The sequence below is a fragment of the Prevotella sp. 885 genome (assembly GCF_002265625.1).
Classification (GTDB): domain Bacteria; phylum Bacteroidota; class Bacteroidia; order Bacteroidales; family Bacteroidaceae; genus Prevotella.
This window is the reverse complement of sequence record NZ_NOVE01000061.1, coordinates 1-16918: the sequence shown is the minus strand read 5'-3', so window position 1 is coordinate 16918 and position 16918 is coordinate 1. Positions and strand designations below refer to the sequence as shown.

The window sequence follows — 16918 nt, the reverse complement described above, 5'->3', positions numbered from 1 at the left end:
AAAGTGGCTCTATCGTTATGCGCGGGTGCTGTTTGCACAGCAAAACACCATAAAAACAGCTTTTTGATTCTCTAGAATTGATTTTTATTTTGTAACAGCTTTTTACTCTTTGTACGATATTTGCATGACGGACATGAAGCCATGTTTTTTGACAAGAAGACATGAAGAACATGTTTTTAGGCAAGAAGACATGTGCTGAGAGGTTATTAGAATACTGAATATTGGGTATTGGGAGACAATGTGGAAAGCGTTAACTTTGTAGCCAGAAAAAACAACGTGTTTTTATGCATATATTTTTTACACATTAAAGTTCAAACAAATCAATGAGAAAAATCTTTTCCCTTTTAGCCATTGTCGTATCAGCACTGATTTTTGTTTCGTGCGGCGAAAGCGACAACGAGCCTAAGCTTTCCACATTCACAGTACAAATCACGTCTGACCAGACCATAACCGACTTTACAGCGTTTCAGGTTAAAGTGACAGAGTCGAAGTCGGGCACGGCATTCACAGCTCAGGCTGACGCTTCTGGCAAGGCCACATTCTCGTTGCCGTTGGGACAGTATGACATTGTGGCTGAGGACAGCTATGACGGTGTGAGCACCATGTACGGACACACCGAGAACTACACCCTTTCGGCTTATCAGGCCACTGTCAGCGTAAAGGTGGCAGGACTGTTCGGTCAGCTTGAGAAGACATTCGTGCTTGACGAGCTCTACTTCAACGGTGACGATAACGGCAACTTCTCGCGCACTTACTACGAGGGCTATTTCACCATACGTAATGTGAGTGATCGTGCGCTTTACGCCGACGGACTCTCCATAGCCATCTGTGGCGACTATAACAATCTCGAGAATGACGAATCAGACCCGATGCCGTCATACCTCAAAAAGGACTCCATCGTGGTGACACAGTTGTATACCATCCCCGGCAACGGACATACATATAAGGTGAATCCCGGCGAGAGTATTGTCATTGCGCATTCCGCCATCAACCACAAGCTCGGTGAGGACGGTAAGGTGGACCCGGATAAGCCATACAGCATTGACCTCAGCGGAGCCAACTTCGAGATATACGTTCCCTACGAATACAGCATGACAACCGACAATCAGGATGTGCCCAACCTAATCGTTGACTACTCCATGAATCAGGCGTTCAACTGGGGTTACTCCGGCGGCACTCCTATGTTGCTCGTGCGCCTTACCGATGCGCAGAAGACGGCAATGCTCAACGGCAAGGTGAAGCTGCCTCTGCCGACAAGCAGTTCGATGGAGATGGATCACCTGCTGCTGCCAATGTCTGCCGTAATAGACGGTGCTGAGACAGGATGCGTGGACAATCTTTTCCATAAGGTGTTGCCAGACCGTATCGACCGTGGCTCGGTGCTCATACAGGACGACGGCCTTTACGGTGGCTTCTGCGGCCAGTTCGTACAGCGCAAGCGCGTGACTGACGCAAGTGGCAAGGAGACTGTTGTCGACACTAACAACAGCACTGACGACTTTGAGATAATCCCACACGGACAGAAAAGCTATCCCAAGAAGTAGCTCTCTCACCGCGTAACACCCCCAAACATTCTAACGCTGGAAAGGTCAGGACATTCCTAAGAGTGTTCGCCGTCCGGCGTTTTTTCTTTCTCGTACACACATTAATAGCAAAAGACAATACAGCACAAACGTATGAACATAACCGCAGCATTGCTTATAGCTGCCGTGTCGCACACACCTCTCTGTACTGCGGCGTCTGCCGGTTCGGCATCGCCGGAAAGCGTTATGCCGACATCCTCGCACGACGGACAGCGGGTACAGATTCTGAGCGGACAAGTGACAGACAAGGCCAGTGGCGAGCCTATACCGTTTGCCACCATATACCTGCCCGACCTTGCCCGTGGAGTGGCTGCCGACATAAATGGCAATTTCAGTATTCAGGTGGGACGTAACGCAAAAGTGCGCCTCAAGGTAAGCAGCCTTGGCTATCAGGCAGCGGAGCTTACGGTGACAACATCCGGACGTAAGAACATAAGCGTCATGCTCGAACAGCAGAGTGTGGCGCTCAAGGACTTTACGGTAACTGCCAAGTATAATGACAAGACAGGCAGCGATGCCACCATAGGACAGGAAGCTCTCGAATACATCCAGCCCACCTCCATACAGGACATATTCCAGCTTCTGCCAGGAGGAAAGACCGGTCAGAACAACATGCAGAGCCGCTCGCTCATATCGTCACGGCAGGTGGGCAGCGATGAGTCGACCGCATTCGGTATGGGACTTTCCATAGACGGTGTGCCCGTGCAGAACGACGGCCAGCGCATACAGATGACCGGCATCACGGCAGGAACGGGTGGCGGCGACCAGGAAGGCAACACCAGCGTCAACACTGGCGTGGACATGCGCACCATATCAACAGACCACATAGAGAGCGTCACCGTAAACCGCGGCATTGCGTCTGCCAAGGAGGGCAATCTGAGCAGCGGCACCATACGTGTCACGCCCAAGCAAGGCAGCAGTCCGATGCGAGTGCGCATCAAGTTTGATCCGCTCAACAAGCTTGCCTATGTGGGTAAGGGCATCAGACTGTCAGAATCGCTCGGAACTCTGTATGCCGGAGCTGACATAGTGAGGTCCGCCACAAGCATTGAGGACACACGCGGAGCCTACAACCGTGTGACCGGACAGCTCAACTGGAACAACCAGATGCGCTGGTGGGGCAAGGCTGTGGACATGAGCGTGCGTGGCGGATATATCACATCGTTCAACAACAACCGCACTGACGACCTCACCGAGACGCTCGGAGAGAAATACAACACGCGTTATCAGAATGCGTCACTCTCTGCAAAATTCAATATGCGTACAGAGATGAAGCTTGTGGACGACCTCGAGCTTATAGCATCTGCCAATTACACGAGCGACGTGCTGCGGTATGACAAGCTCGTACAGAACCGTACGGTAACACCGCTGCAGCATGCCACTGAGGAGGGCGAGCACGAGGGAACGTATCTGCCGAGCAAATACCGTACGTATTACAGCGTGGACAACCAGCCGTTCACACTCTTCACACAGTTCACAGCCAATAAGTATGGCAACGTAACGCCGTTCCTCAATTTTGCAGCAATGCTCGGAACATCGCTCAATTATACCAAGAATTTCGGAAAAGGAGCGGTGGTGGATCAGGAAAGGCCGCCTTATCCGTCGAGCGACTTCATACGTCCGCGTGCCAACAGCGACATTCCTGCCATTGTCCATCATGCCACCTATGCCGAGTTGAAGCTGCGCTGTAAGCTTGGACGCAGTGAGGTGAACTCGCAGTGGGGCGTGCGTGAGACGATGATGCTCAATCTGCCGCATAACTACGCTCTGCACGGCAAGGCGCTCTTCGAGCCGAGACTGCAGATGTCATATACATACAATTTTGCACCGAAGGGTTGTGCCACTGTGCGCAACGTGTCTCTTCGAGCCGGATTTGGCATAGAGAACAAGCTGCCATCGGCGGATTTTCTCTATCCTGACAAGGTCTATCATGATTTCACGGCTCTCAACGCCTATTCCGATGCACCGGAGAAACGCCTGCTCATAACCAACACCAAGATACAGGACCCCACTAATCCTGCACTGCGCGAGAACCGCAACAGCAAGTTTGAGGTTGGTGTAGACTTCAATTACGACGGTTATGCCTTCTCCGTCACAGGATTCTATGAGAAGATGAAAGGCGGTGTGGAGTATTTCACGCAGTACACACCGGCATCGTACACATATTATTATAAGTTGAAGAATCCCGTTGACGGGCGTCCTGCCAAGGATGATTTCTACAGCCGCGAACGCCACACGTTCATGCAGCTGAACGTGCCGACCAACAGCGCAGCCGTAACCAAGCGCGGCGTGGAATATCGCATTCACGTACCCACCATAATACCATTGCACACCGAGGTGGAGATAAACGGAGCTTACTACAGCACCGAATACTCGAGCGGTGTGCCCGTGATGTACTGGCCGCAGATAATGGAGAACGACGAACCTTATCCATACGTAGGAATATACAACGGATACGATAAGACACGTGCCGAAAACTTCAACACCAATTTTTGGATAAACACCCATCTGCCAAAACTGAAACTCATATTCACCAACTTTATACAAATCGTGTGGTTTGAGAAGTCGCGTCTATGCACCGATGTCAACGAATATCCTTCGCGCTATATGGACACGGACGGCAAAGTGGCCATTCTCACATCGGAGCAGATATCTGCCAACAGTACGTTCGAGACACTGCGCCGCAAGTTTAATTCGGCACGTTACAACGAGCTGCGCCGCCCCGTGTCGCTGCTCTTGAATCTCAAACTCACCAAGGAGTTCGGACGGCACGCACGCTTGTCCTTTTTCGCGGACAACCTGCTGCAGGTGTCGCCAAAATACAAGAACAACTACTTGCAGACCATCCGCGACTGGCAACGTCCGTTCTTCGGTGCCGAACTAACACTCAGCTTATTATGACACATACAAGACTTATCCTGACACAGGCGCTTGTCATGGCGGCTTGCGTAGCGGCTTCGGCACAGAATCGTTCTGACTATCTTAGATATGCTGCTCCCGTACAGTCGCAGGAAGACCGCGCCGAGACTGAGACAGACATAGAATGTTCTGCCGACTACATATTCGCGCGTCATCCGGAACTGCGTGCACTCGCATACCGTAATACGCGTCGTAACACTGTTCTGAGCGCTGGCTACGACTATTGGCGCACTCACGGCGACTGGCTTCACTACAACGGCAACCGCACGGCTTCCTTAGAGGCCATGGCTGGAAGCGAGGCTGTAATCAAAGGCGTAGGGCTGCTCTACGGAAGTGCCACATATCAGCGCTCTCGGCAACATGGCACATACCAGAACTATGCAGTACGTCCTGCCGACTACGCCCCATACACTATTGGCGACACCGTTTCTACGGGCAGCGTACAGAACGAGCGTTATGTTGTCCATGGCGGTCTGAGCATGGGCAGTGGAAGATTCCGTTACGGAGTGAGTGGCTTCTATGAAGGCATTGCGGCTGCCAAGGAAGACCAGCCGCGCCGCTCGGTTTATTCGTACTGGTTCAGGCTGGCTTTCGGAGCTGCCTTTAACACCCCGCGGTGGGTTGCTGCTCTGAAGGTTTATCCCGAGATAAACAAGCAGTCGATATCGGCTTCCAGCACCGTCACGACATACAAGTATCTGGCTTTTTACGGATTCGGACAATGGAACCGCAAGGAGAGTTCGGCTGGCTATTCGTATCGTCGTCAGATGCAGACGCTCGGTATTGGCAGCGATGTCGTCTTGCGTAAGTACGCAGACGAAACTGACGCGTGGGATGTCATTGTCAATGCCGGCTACAACTTCCGTCGCATGCAGACCGAGGAGTCGTCGTTTAAGAATCTGTATCTCACATCCACGCACAGGGCTACACATAACATTGTGGCGTCACGCCGTTTAGGCAGCAACACGCAGATTCATCTGCGCCTCTCGGGTGAAGCGGCATGGCGCAAGGGCGACGAGAACATATACGAGAATCAGAAGCAGGATGCGTCGCAGTCGCTTTACGACTATGTGCATGTTGGCACCAACAAGCTTTACCATAGTTCGGACATCATGGAGAACCTTGACGCACGCCTTGTCGTTGTTACTGGAAACAACAGCTGCGCCACGGTCAACATTGGAGCTTCCTACGACCGTCATCATGAGCGTTATGACATGCCATATATGGTTATTGGCAATACAGGGGTCACGCCGTCCGTAGGATTTGGCTATCGCTTCAAGTATGGGCGCAACCGTCTGGATTGGGATGCGTCGTTCAGTATGCGCAAGGCGGTCGGCAACGAATACACGGTGACGCAAGCTTCGTCATCCACAGAGCATGCGCAGGCTTACATACCATATCTTATCCGTGGCGAAGAGAAATGGAGCATAAAAGCGTCGCTCATTGCTGCCCACACCTTGAAACATGGCGAAATAGGCGTAAACGCCAGTGCCGGTTATGCACGGCGCACGTCAGCGCCATACCGCGAGGAATATGCCATCCCCGTATGCGGAAGCCGCGACGAACGACTTGTAAGCGTATGCGTGTTTTACGCTTTTTAGTTTCTTGAACGATTAATAAAAAACAGAATGAATAGATTTTTACCGCTTGCTGCAACCATAGTGCTTATATGTGCGTCGTGCAGCGACAATGATATTGTTGGAGGTGAATCGCGTGACGTGGTCTCTGCAGTGCCGACTGATGCCTCCGACCGGCTGAACGTAAAACTTTCTGAGGACATCGTCTTATCCATAGACAACACCAAGAACACGCTGACAGTGCCGACCGGCAACAGCAGGCTCGACGATTATCTCGGTCTAATAGGAGCAACGAGTATGAAGCGCGTCTTCGCCTACTCAGAACGCTTTGAGAAAAGCATGTCTGAAGATGGGCTGAACCGCTGGTATACCGTGTGTATAGACACGTGTCGTTCTAATGCTACTCGAGCTGTGATGTTGCCGTCTGGCGGTGTGACCGACGTGGCAGAACCCGTACATCGCGCTTCGCTCGGTAATTACAAGGTGAGCGAGGTGGATTGTGACGGTACACGCGCAATGGCTGAAGCACCGTACAACGACCCGTTCTTCGGTTTGCAATGGGGATTGAGCAATTCAGGTGTTATCGGCAACTATACTAACTCGCTTGGCGAGGAGATTGTCAGTAGCGTGGCTGGTGGTGATATCAACGTGGCTGAGGCTTGGCTGCAGACCACGGGTGAACCGGATGTTATAATATCCGAAGTTGATGGTGGCATAGACATTAACCACGAAGACCTAAAAGGCAGTCTGTGGGTGAACAAGGGGGAAATACCAGGTAATGGCATTGACGATGACGGCAACGGATATGTTGACGATGTATATGGATATAACTTCGTTGACGACACTGGCACCATAACTCCCGTAGACCACGGCACCCACGTCGCCGGCATAATGGCAGCACGCAACAACAACTCGAAGGGCATTTGCGGAGTGGCTGGAGGCAACGGCACCGAGCTGTCAGGAGCACGCATTATGAGTTGCCAGATATTCAAGGTGAATCCCGACTACGATCCCAACGATCCTGATTCGCCGGACAATATAGGAGCTGATGACAATGCCATTGCGGCTGCCATCGTATACGGGGCTAACAACGGAGCTGTGATAAGCCAGAACTCATGGGGATATGGTCAGCCCGATACCAGATCAAAGGTTGTGGAGGAAGCCATAGCATATTTTAATGCCAATGCGGGCAATTATGACGGAGCGCCAATGAAGGGCGGTGTGGCGATATTCGCCGCTGGAAACAGCGGCAGAACCGGCAGGTATTATCCGGCTGCGCTCGACAATGTGATATCTGTGTCTTCATACGCTCCTGACTTAAAGGCTGCATATTACACGGTTTACGATAACTGGGTGGACATCTGTGCGCCAGGCGGCAGCGCCCCTGTCGGCTACAAATATCCGCGCAACTCGCAAGGCATACCATGTTCCGAAATAGTAAGCACGCTGCCAGTCAAGGACGGTAAGTCAATGTATGGTTACATGCAAGGCACGTCAATGGCGTGTCCGCACGTTTCGGGAGTGGCAGCGCTTGTGGTGTCGAAGTACGGTGGCAGCGGTTTTGTGCGTGACGACCTTTGGCGACACCTTATGGCTGGCATTAAAGGGAATGACATCAACGCCGTAAATGCCATTGACGGCAACAAGTATGCAGACCGTCTTGGCTTGGGTTACATCGATGCAGCAGCGGCTCTCGCATCCATTGACGAGTCGGTGAAGCCAATGGAGCCGTCATTTGACGAGTCGCTCACACATACTGACTTTACCTCAATCACCTTGGGATGGAAAGCACGCTTGCTTGAGGAAGGACAAATACTGAAGTATACGCTCTATTATTCTGCATCACCTTTTACAGCGGACAATATGACAGACGCTAAAGTGGCACGCTTAATCGTTCCTGCAAGTGGATTGAAAGAAGGTGCACAGGTGGTGCGGACTCTGTCCGGACTGCCTACGGGCACGCGCTATTATGCGGCGCTCACAGCCACGGCACGTTCTGGACGCGAGTCAGCTCCGACATTTTATGGAGGCATGCTTGCCACCACCGTAAATCACGCTCCTGAAGTATCTGTTGTGTCTGGCGGTGATAATCCTATACATTTGGCTGGTAATGACATGCATGACATCGTGTTTCGTATTGACGATTCTGAAGGACAGCAACTCGCTTATTCCATTACCGACCGTGCATTGCTCAATGTGGAGCGTAGTGGCAACAATATTAATGTGCGTGTGTTCGCATCGCGTCTGCAGATAGGGGAGAAGTCGTTCACGCTTACTGTCACTGACATATATGGCGCTACGGCTACGGCTGTGATAAACGTGGTGAAGACCACAGACAATCCGCCGGTGGTGAAGACTCCGATAGAGCCGGTGGGCTTGGCGCGGGGCGAAACGTGCAGCATAGACCTGCGTCAGTATGTGGACGATGAGGACAGCGGCTCGCTGACATTTGCTGCCGGAAATGTGACAGGCACTAATGTGTCGACCGCTCTCAACGGTTATATGCTGAAGGTGACGGCTCTCGGCTATGGGCAAGCGAGGCAGACTTTTGAGGTGACAGACTGCCACAACCAAAAAGTAAGCTTCTCTCTCGATATGTTTGTGTATATGGACAAAGGCATATACAGTTTGTTTCCCACAACTGCCGAAAACACGGTGTACGTCAAACTCGGTACGGAAGTGAAAGGAAAGCTTGTGCTGCGCGTGCGCAATGCAGCAAATAAGCTGGCAATTGAAAAATCGTACGATACTGCGCAACTCGATGCATTGAAGCGCACAATTATGCTTGATGTCTCATCGCTCTATCCAGGACAATACACAGTCTCAATAGAGAACGGCGGAAAGACATATAAGGAGAAATTCATTAAGAAATAGGAATAAACATCAGTAAATGAAACGGATAATCATAACAATACTGCTCGCTGTGTCGCTCGACATAGCCATGGCACAAAGTCGTATGTTGCCGCTTAACGATATGGTGGCATCGACATCTGCTCTTTCATCAGGAGGGTCGCGCTATGCAGCCGATGAGGCGCTGGTATATACGCTACCGTCTGCGGCATTTGAAAAAGACGGCAGCTTCTGTGCCGACTATTCTGTAGCCATAATACCGTCTGACGAATATACGCAGACTCTGCATACGTTAACGGCAGCTTGGCACAAAGGACGGCACGCGGTGCTTATGGGAGGTCGTTATTGGCTTATGGGCAAGCAGGATATATTTGTGGATGAAAACATGAAAGAGACATCCGAACCTCATCTTACGATACGCTCATATGCGTTCGACGCAGGATATGCTTTTGCTTTATCCGGTTCCTTTCACACATACGCCACTGTGGGCTATGTGTCGGAAAAGGCGTTGGCAAAGGTCTGCGCTGTGCGCGGAACTATAGGGGCTGACTATACATATAAAGGTAAGTTGTTAGGTCTTGAAGCCAAATATTTAGCAGGAGTCAGTGTGGCTAATCTTGGATGTTATAGTTGCGGTGATGACAGCGGATCGCTGTCGCCTCGTATTGGTGCAGGCGGAAATGTTGGGCTTGTTACAGGTCACGGACAGAATATAAGTGCGAATGTTGATGTAGGTATGTATCTCGCCTCTGGCAATGTCAAGAGCAAAACTGAGTTGGCGGCAGGTATTGGCTACACGTTCCTCTACAACTATACGCTGCGTGTCGGCACTCATATTGGCGATAACGATAATGCGTTAACTGCAGGTGCCGCTGTGCGCATAGGACGTGTTACTGTTAATGGTGGAGTGAAAATAGCCGCTGCAAGCGATGCATGCAATGTTTATATGGTAGGATTGGCTGCTGACTTTTGATAGATTGTCAGACTGTCTTACTTTGAGTAAGGTATAAAAAATATTGGCGCAAATCCGTCCGTAATCTCGCGGTGGATTTGCGCCAATTTTTTTAAGTTGTTGTGTATTTTAAAAACTACGCTTATTCGTCAACACCGAAGAGCGGGTCTTCCGGCATTACCATTACCGGCTTTTGGTCGAACTCCTTGAGGAGGTTCTCGGGAACGTACTTCTTGTCTACTACGAGGCGGAACATGTACTCCTCAAACCACTTGGCGCTCATGATCAGACAACCCTTGTCGCCGTTGCTCGGGCCCCATGAGTTCTCCACCTTCCACTTGATTGGCTTTCCGTTAGCGTCAAGGTCGACGGCTGAGAGAGTCATGGCGTGTGTCGAACCAGAGTCGTATGTAGAGATGCGCTCAGCCTTTGTCATCGGGAATGTTGTAGAGAAGAGCGAACCGTAGTCATAGTTCTCTGTGTCGAGGTAGCCCAGCTCGCGGTCGAACTGCTTGCCTACGTCGTAAGAAGAATACATCTTCTTGCCGTCCTTGAGAGAAGCGATGGCGAGGTTGGCGATGTCCTCCATCGGGAGGTTGAGGTACTTCCAGTTCTGTCCGTCGTAGACGTGACGGTCATACTCCACCTCGTATGTCTTGTGGTAGGGGCGGCGCGGGTCGTTCATCACCATGATGAATGTGCCCTCGAGAGGACGACCAACGGTGTAGTCGTAGAACTGCTTCGGTGTGAACTTGCGCGGTTCGCCGACCGGCTTGCCATCCTTGTTGCGGAACTGGTATGTAAACTCCTTCACCGGCTCACCCATTGTCATGGCGAGCATGCGATAAACGGTGCCGAGCATCTCTGCCTTGCGGTCCTCTATGGCCTTATGCTTCTTTCCGTCAGCCACCATCTTGCGAAGCTCCAGACCATACTCGCGGAGCTTTGAAGATATGAGAGACGAAATCTTGGATGTGTTCTCAGCTGAGAAAGTCTCGGGCTGCACCTGCTTGGGCACGAGTCCGTACTTCGGAGCGAGGTCGGCTACGCCGCAGAATGTGCCGCCGTCGTTGAGCGGGTTCTTGAAGAAGAACTGCACACGCACGTCATCGATGGGCTTCTTGGCGTTGTCGATGATGCCCTGGAGCATGAGGTTTGCCTTCTCCAGCTGGTCGTAGAAGAAGAGATAGTCGTGCGAATACTCTACGACGAGGCTGTCTGCGTGCTGACGAGCGAAGTCAGAACGGAGCACGTTGAAGCCGGAGAACATCCAGCATCTTCCCGAACTCTTCTGGTCGTGGATGTTCTGTGACGGTGTCTCCACGCTGAAGTGGTTGTCGAAGGTGGTGCGGTTAGAGAAGTTCTTGGCAAGGTTGTCAATCTTGTTGCTTGCCATTGCGTTGAATACAGCCTTCGGTGTGGCAGTCTGCATCTTCTCAATCTTCTGCATTGTTTCGGCAGAGATACCTCCGCCACGTGTCTGTGCGCCGGCTGTCAAAGCAAGCGCGAGGCAAATGCCCGTGAGTGTGGTTTTCTTCATTTAACTGATTAATTTGATTTTTTTATTTTTAAGAATGTTGTTGTTGGTTTTCTTTCTGCGCGTCTTTAGGCTCTTGCTGAGCTTCTTCAGGCTCCTGCGGAGCTTCATTATGCTCTTTCGGAGCTTCTTGCGGCTCGGATTGCGTAGGCTTCGGCGGATTCATATACGCCTCGATGTCCATTATGACGGCTGCAAACTGTGGTGAACCCACGTATCCCACGTTTCGCCTTATGAGGCATTCCACGTCAGCCACGCTAGAAGAATAGCATGACAGCTCGTTGTGGCGTTGCGTGGTGTGTAGGCTCTGGTGGGTAATTTCTCTCTCACGTTCGCGCATCAGGCGGTTGCACGTCTTCTTCAGCAGCGGCATCACCACCTTGTCGAAGAGGAAGTGGCCCTGTATATACATATATGTCTGGTCCGGCATTACGCCAAGACTCTTCATCGACTCCTTCACTTCGGCGTATGACGGCTTTGCGTCAGGGTGCTGTTTCTGCAGCTGCACAATCTTTCTGCCCACCCGTTTGCGCAGATTGTCGAGCGCAGCGGAGGCGTTCTCCGGCGAAATGTTGCCCATTTCGATGGTGTGGAGGAAGTCGGAGATGGTGAAGTGGGGCGTGGCTCCCGTGCGGTATGACCAGATGTTCCACACGAAGAGCGGAAAAATGGCCACGGAGAAGTCGGCGAGGAACCGGCGGAAGTCAAATCCTGCCTGGTCGTTCAGGGTCGCCGCCACGCAGACATCGTGGAGCGACGGTGCGTAGCATTGCATGTTCTCTATGGCGTAAGCGTAAGTGTGGAAGATGTAGGGGCTGGAGAGGATGACGTCCGACTGCTTTGTGGCTCCCTGTCCGAGGTAGTCATAGTCGGCGTCCACACATGCTATCATGTTCTTGCCCACTCTTCCGTCCTCTATGAGGCTCATTATGGCAGCCTTCTTTCCCCGCTCCAGATGCTCCTTTCGGGATGGCAGCATCACCTCGAAGAAGCGTTCCTCGTTCTCGAAGCGTGAGAGCACGGAGCGCCAGAAGAATATGTCGTCGTAGCTCTCGACGTAAGCCACGATGCGTCGGCGCGACTGGCGTGAGTTGAGCCGGTTGGCAGCCTCGATGTATTGCGACGTTATGCTGTCGCGAAGACGTCTTGCCATAGTGCTTTCGGTTTTAGGGGTTAATAGGGTGAGGGGTTATAGGGGGTTACTGATTGTCCGTGATGTCGCTCACTTCGGTCACGCGGTCTGCCCATCCGTTCATGATTACGGCTGGCGAGTGAGTGGTCAGGATTATCTGTACGTTGGGGTTTAGCTCGAGTATGAGGTCGATGAGGCGTTGCTGCCAGTCGACGTGCAGGCTCACTTCCGGCTCGTCCATGAAGAGCACGTAGGGTCGTTGGTCTTCCACGAGTACCGTCAGCAGTATTACGAGCATCTGCTTTTCGCCGCTTGAGAGCTGGTACGGCGTGAGCGTCTCGCCTATCTGGGAGAAACGAATCTCGTTCTCCGTACGTATGATGGTCTTGCCTGTGTCGGCGAAGAGGTCGTCAATGAGGTCTTGGAAGCGCTTCTTCGGAGCCGAAATGGTCTGCGCCTTCTGTGCAGCGTCGGGCGTTGCCTCCTGCAGGCACTGTATGATGCGGTTGCCGATGTTCACCTGATAGTCCAGATACTTGCGCTGAAGGAAGAACAGCTGTATGTCAAGCTCCGTTGCAAGGTCGGCAAGCGATGTGTTGAGCTTGTCGGCAGAGACAGGATTCACCAGCGGACGGTCAAACGATCTGATGACATCATAGCGTATCCAACGCGCATCCTCAGGCACCACTTTCAGGCGTACGCCCTTGAGCATGTGGCTGGGAAACTCGCCGCCTGCAGACAGTCCCTTCACCACCTTGTTGAGTATGGTGCTCTTTCCGACGCCGTTAATGCCGCTCAGTATGTTCACCTGCCGGTCGAGATTCCATACCACGTGTCGCTTTCCGCTCCACAATGAGTCGATCTCAATTTGTTGGATGTATTCTGCATATTTCATAGACGTAGAGTTTTAGTTGGTTTCTTATTTTGTTGGTCCTACACCAATGAGTCGAGTTGTCTCTTCAGCTCCTTCAGTTCGTCGCGCACGGAGATGAGCGTTTCCAGTATTTCCGAGCTCTTGTCCACGCCGGCCCGGTTATGATTGAGCATCTTTCGTGCGGCGGATATCTTGAATCCCCGCACCTTCACCAGATTGTATATGGCTCTGATCTGCTCGATGTCAGCCTCCGTATACTGGCGTACGTTCTTGCCTACGGTCTTGGGCTTGAGTCGCGGAAACTCGGTCTCCCAATATCGGAGTGTGCTTTCGCGCACGTCGAACATCTCCGCCACCTCCTTTATGGAGTAATATAGCTTCACGTTCTTGTCTGTGTTTAGTGCCATGAGGAATAGATATATGTTTTTTAATACGGTCCGTGCCATCGACGAAACCGTTTTTTATTATATAATGTTCGAATTTATTTGCAAAAATAACCAAAACGGCGTACCTTTGCAAACGTTTTAGTAAGAATTTAAATACAAAGTACATAATATTTTAAATATGATGACAGCTAACGAAATCCGCGACTCGTTTAAGAAGTTTTTTGAGTCGAAAGGACACACCATCGTGCCCTCTGCACCGATGGTAATCAAGGATGACCCAACATTGATGTTCACCAACGCTGGTATGAACCAGTGGAAGGACATCATCCTCGGCACACGCGAGCCCGAACCGCGCCGCCGTGCCGACACACAGAAGTGCCTCCGCGTGAGCGGCAAGCATAACGACCTTGAAGAGGTCGGACACGACACTTACCACCACACCATGTTCGAGATGCTCGGCAACTGGTCGTTCGGCGACTACTTCAAGGAGGGAGCCATCGACTACGCATGGGAGTATCTGGTGGACGTTCTGAAGCTCAACCCCGCTGACCTCTACGTTACGGTTTTCGAGGGAAGCGAAGCGGAAGGACTGAAGCGTGACGATGAGGCTGCATCATATTGGGCAAAGCATGTTCCAGCTGACCATATCATCAACGGCAACAAGCACGACAACTTCTGGGAGATGGGCGATACGGGTCCTTGCGGTCCCTGCTCTGAGATTCACCTCGACTCGCGTACTCCCGAGGAGAAGGCTAAGACTCCCGGACGCAAACTCGTAAACAAGGACGATCCCCAGGTTATCGAAATCTGGAACATCGTGTTCATGCAGTACGAGCGCAAGGCCAACGGCTCGCTCGTTCCGCTTCCAATGCACGTTATCGATACCGGTATGGGCTTCGAGCGTCTTGTTCGCGCCATGCAGGGCAAGCACTCTAACTACGATACCGACATCTTCCAGCCCATCATCAAGGAGGAGGAGAACATCACCGGTCTGAAGTATGGCGTAAACGAGGAGACTGACGTGGCTATGCGTGTCTGCGCTGACCACCTCCGCGCCGTGGCTTTCTCCATCGCTGACGGACAGCTTCCTTCCAATGCCAAGGCAGGTTACGTCATCCGCCGCATCCTTCGCCGTGCCGTTCGTTACGCTTACACGTTCCTCGGACAGAAGGAAGCGTTCATCTATAAGCTCATCCCCGTGCTCACAAGAGAGATGGGAGAGGCTTTCCCCGAACTCAAGGCTCAGCACGACCTCATCCTCCACGTTATCAAGGAGGAGGAAGACTCGTTCCTCCGCACTCTTGAGAAGGGCATCAACCTCCTCTCTGCCGCTATGGAAGAGCTGAAGAAGCAGGGCAAGACCAAGCTGGACGGTGTTCAGGCTTTCCGTCTGTTCGACACTTACGGCTTCCCGCTCGACCTTACTGAGCTTATCTGCCGCGAGAACGGTTTCACTGTGGACGCAGAAGAATTTGATGCTGAGATGAAGAAGCAGAAGGACCGCGCACGCAACGCCGCTGCTGTGGAGAACTCAGACTGGGTGAACATCCGCGAGGGCGAGCAGCAGTTCGTAGGCTATGACTACACAGAATATGAGTGTCACATCCTTCGTTATCGCAAGGTTACGCAGAAGAAGAACACATATTACGAAATCGTGCTTGACTATACTCCGTTCTACGGCGAGATGGGTGGTCAGGTGGGCGACACCGGCGTGCTCGTCAGCGAGGACGAGACTGTCACCATCACCGACACAAAGCGCGAGAACGGTCAGTCTGTTCACATCGTGAAGGAGCTGCCGAAGAACCCTGAGGCTGACTTCATGGCTTGCGTCAACACCGACGAGCGCGACGCTTCGGCTGCCAACCACACCGCCACTCACCTTCTCGACTATGCTCTGAAGCAGGTGCTCGGCGATCACGTGGAGCAGAAGGGATCGTTCGTTTCGCCGACAACTCTGCGTTTCGACTTCTCTCACTTCTCAAAGGTTACTGACGAGGAGCTGCGCAAGGTGGAGCGTATCGTCAACGATATGATCCGTCAGGACATTGCTCTGGACGAGCATCGCGACACTCCTTTCGAGGAAGCCAAGAAGCTTGGTGCCATCGCTCTCTTCGGCGAGAAGTATGGCGACAAGGTTCGCGTGGTTCGTTTCGGACCGAGCTGCGAGTTCTGCGGTGGTATTCACGTCAAGTCAACCGGTCGTATCGGTTTCTTCAAGATTATCTCTGAGAGCAGCGTTGCCGCCGGCATCCGCCGTATCGAGGCAAAGACCGGTAAGGAATGTGAGGAGCTTCTCTATAACATCGAGGACAGCTTGAAGGCCATCCGCGCCCTCTTCAACAACGCCAAGGACCTCCAGGCTGTTATCGGCAAGTACATTGAGGAGCACGACGCAATGAAGAAGAACATTGAGCAGTTCCAGGCTCAGGCTGTGGAGCGCACCAAGACAGAGCTTATTCAGAAGGCTCGCGAGGTGAACGGCGTTAAGGTAATCACCGCTGTGCTGCCTATGGAGCCGGCTGCTGCCAAGGACCTCATGTTCAAGCTGCGTCAGGCAGTAACGGAGAATATGCTCGCCGTTATCGGAACCGTATCGCACGACAAGCCGATGCTGAACGTAGCAATGAGCGACGACCTCGTTAAGGAGCACTCTCTCAACGCAGGTAAGATGGTTCGCGAGGCTGCCAAGCTCATCCAGGGTGGCGGTGGCGGTCAGCCCCACTTCGCTCAGGCTGGTGGCAAGAACGCTGACGGTCTGTCAGCTGCCGTGGATAAGGTAGTGGAGCTGGCTAACCTGTAATCCGCTAAGGCTAACCTTTAATTATAATAAGGTATAGAGGATATCCTTAAATAAGGCTATCATAATATAATAACAGAACACGGGTATTTCGGACATACGCGGATATAGCTGCTCACAAGCAGCATCCGCCGAGTCCGAAATACCCGTGTTTGTTTTTTGTGGGTGCAGTGTAGGGTTAATCGAATCAAATAATATTGTTGTGTTTTTAACAATTCAATATTATTGTTTATCTTTGCGTCATGAATAGAACTCAGCCCATAGATTACAAATCCGTATTGTCCTTATTTCTTCCGGCAGGACTCCTTGAC

The 16918-nt window shown here is 52.0% G+C and carries 10 protein-coding genes; 6 read left to right on the top strand and 4 right to left on the bottom strand.

All coding sequences use genetic code 11. The features are described 5' to 3' along the window. The first annotated feature begins 323 nt into the window (after nt 1–323). From CHL74_RS13435 to CHL74_RS13415, 5 genes are all read left to right on the top strand, one after another. Nucleotides 324–1544 carry a DUF4876 domain-containing protein gene (locus CHL74_RS13435; protein WP_094881718.1) on the top strand — a complete coding sequence of 407 codons (1221 nt, stop codon included), beginning with the start codon at nt 324–326 and terminating at the stop codon, nt 1542–1544. Between the two features lie 132 nt (nt 1545–1676). Continuing rightward, complete coding sequence (locus tag CHL74_RS13430; protein WP_254923315.1) at nt 1677–4484, top strand: carboxypeptidase-like regulatory domain-containing protein; 2808 nt, start codon at nt 1677–1679, stop codon at nt 4482–4484. Beyond that, nucleotides 4481–6103 (top strand): DUF6850 family outer membrane beta-barrel protein, encoded by a 1623-nt coding sequence (locus CHL74_RS13425; protein ID WP_094881717.1) that lies wholly within the window; start codon nt 4481–4483, stop codon nt 6101–6103. Before CHL74_RS13430 ends, CHL74_RS13425 begins: the two co-directional genes overlap by 4 nt. Before the next feature lie 27 nt (nt 6104–6130). Further along, entirely contained in the window at nt 6131–8953 is a 2823-nt protein-coding gene (locus CHL74_RS13420) for a S8 family serine peptidase (protein ID WP_094881716.1), read from the top strand. 16 nt (nt 8954–8969) lie between these two features. Continuing rightward, complete coding sequence (locus tag CHL74_RS13415; RefSeq protein ID WP_094881715.1) at nt 8970–9902, top strand: hypothetical protein; 933 nt, start codon at nt 8970–8972, stop codon at nt 9900–9902. 121 nt (nt 9903–10023) lie between these two features. Here CHL74_RS13415 and CHL74_RS13410 read toward each other — a convergent pair whose 3' ends face one another. The 4 genes from CHL74_RS13410 to CHL74_RS13395 are packed head-to-tail and all read right to left on the bottom strand — an operon-like array spanning nt 10024 to nt 13831. Then, nucleotides 10024–11421: an aminopeptidase C gene (locus CHL74_RS13410; RefSeq protein ID WP_094881714.1), complete on the bottom strand. Its 1398-nt coding sequence runs from the start codon at nt 11419–11421 to the stop codon at nt 10024–10026. Between the two features lie 28 nt (nt 11422–11449). Next, entirely contained in the window at nt 11450–12571 is a 1122-nt protein-coding gene (locus CHL74_RS13405) for a DUF4435 domain-containing protein (protein WP_094881713.1), read from the bottom strand. A gap of 46 nt (nt 12572–12617) precedes the next feature. Next, nucleotides 12618–13445 (bottom strand): AAA family ATPase, encoded by an 828-nt coding sequence (locus CHL74_RS13400; RefSeq protein ID WP_094881712.1) that lies wholly within the window; start codon nt 13443–13445, stop codon nt 12618–12620. A gap of 38 nt (nt 13446–13483) precedes the next feature. Next, on the bottom strand, nt 13484–13831 hold the full coding sequence (locus CHL74_RS13395) for a MerR family transcriptional regulator (protein ID WP_094881711.1): 348 nt from the start codon (nt 13829–13831) through the stop codon (nt 13484–13486). A gap of 157 nt (nt 13832–13988) precedes the next feature. Between CHL74_RS13395 and alaS the strand changes: the two genes are divergently transcribed. Next, entirely contained in the window at nt 13989–16610 is a 2622-nt protein-coding gene (gene alaS / locus CHL74_RS13390) for an alanine--tRNA ligase (RefSeq protein WP_094881710.1), read from the top strand. The last annotated feature ends 308 nt before the right edge of the window (nt 16611–16918 follow it).

Bases quoted from the DNA above. Each gene is read 5' to 3' on its own strand.
- CHL74_RS13435 (WP_094881718.1), top strand. From the start codon at position 324: ATGAGAAAAATCTTTTCCCTTTTAGCCATTGTCGTATCAGCACTGATT.
- CHL74_RS13430 (WP_254923315.1), top strand. From the start codon at position 1,677: ATGAACATAACCGCAGCATTGCTTATAGCTGCCGTGTCGCACACACCT.
- CHL74_RS13425 (WP_094881717.1), top strand. From the start codon at position 4,481: ATGACACATACAAGACTTATCCTGACACAGGCGCTTGTCATGGCGGCT.
- CHL74_RS13420 (WP_094881716.1), top strand. From the start codon at position 6,131: ATGAATAGATTTTTACCGCTTGCTGCAACCATAGTGCTTATATGTGCG.
- CHL74_RS13415 (WP_094881715.1), top strand. From the start codon at position 8,970: ATGAAACGGATAATCATAACAATACTGCTCGCTGTGTCGCTCGACATA.
- CHL74_RS13410 (WP_094881714.1), bottom strand. From the start codon at position 11,421: ATGAAGAAAACCACACTCACGGGCATTTGCCTCGCGCTTGCTTTGACA.
- CHL74_RS13405 (WP_094881713.1), bottom strand. From the start codon at position 12,571: ATGGCAAGACGTCTTCGCGACAGCATAACGTCGCAATACATCGAGGCT.
- CHL74_RS13400 (WP_094881712.1), bottom strand. From the start codon at position 13,445: ATGAAATATGCAGAATACATCCAACAAATTGAGATCGACTCATTGTGG.
- CHL74_RS13395 (WP_094881711.1), bottom strand. From the start codon at position 13,831: ATGGCACTAAACACAGACAAGAACGTGAAGCTATATTACTCCATAAAG.
- alaS (WP_094881710.1), top strand. From the start codon at position 13,989: ATGATGACAGCTAACGAAATCCGCGACTCGTTTAAGAAGTTTTTTGAG.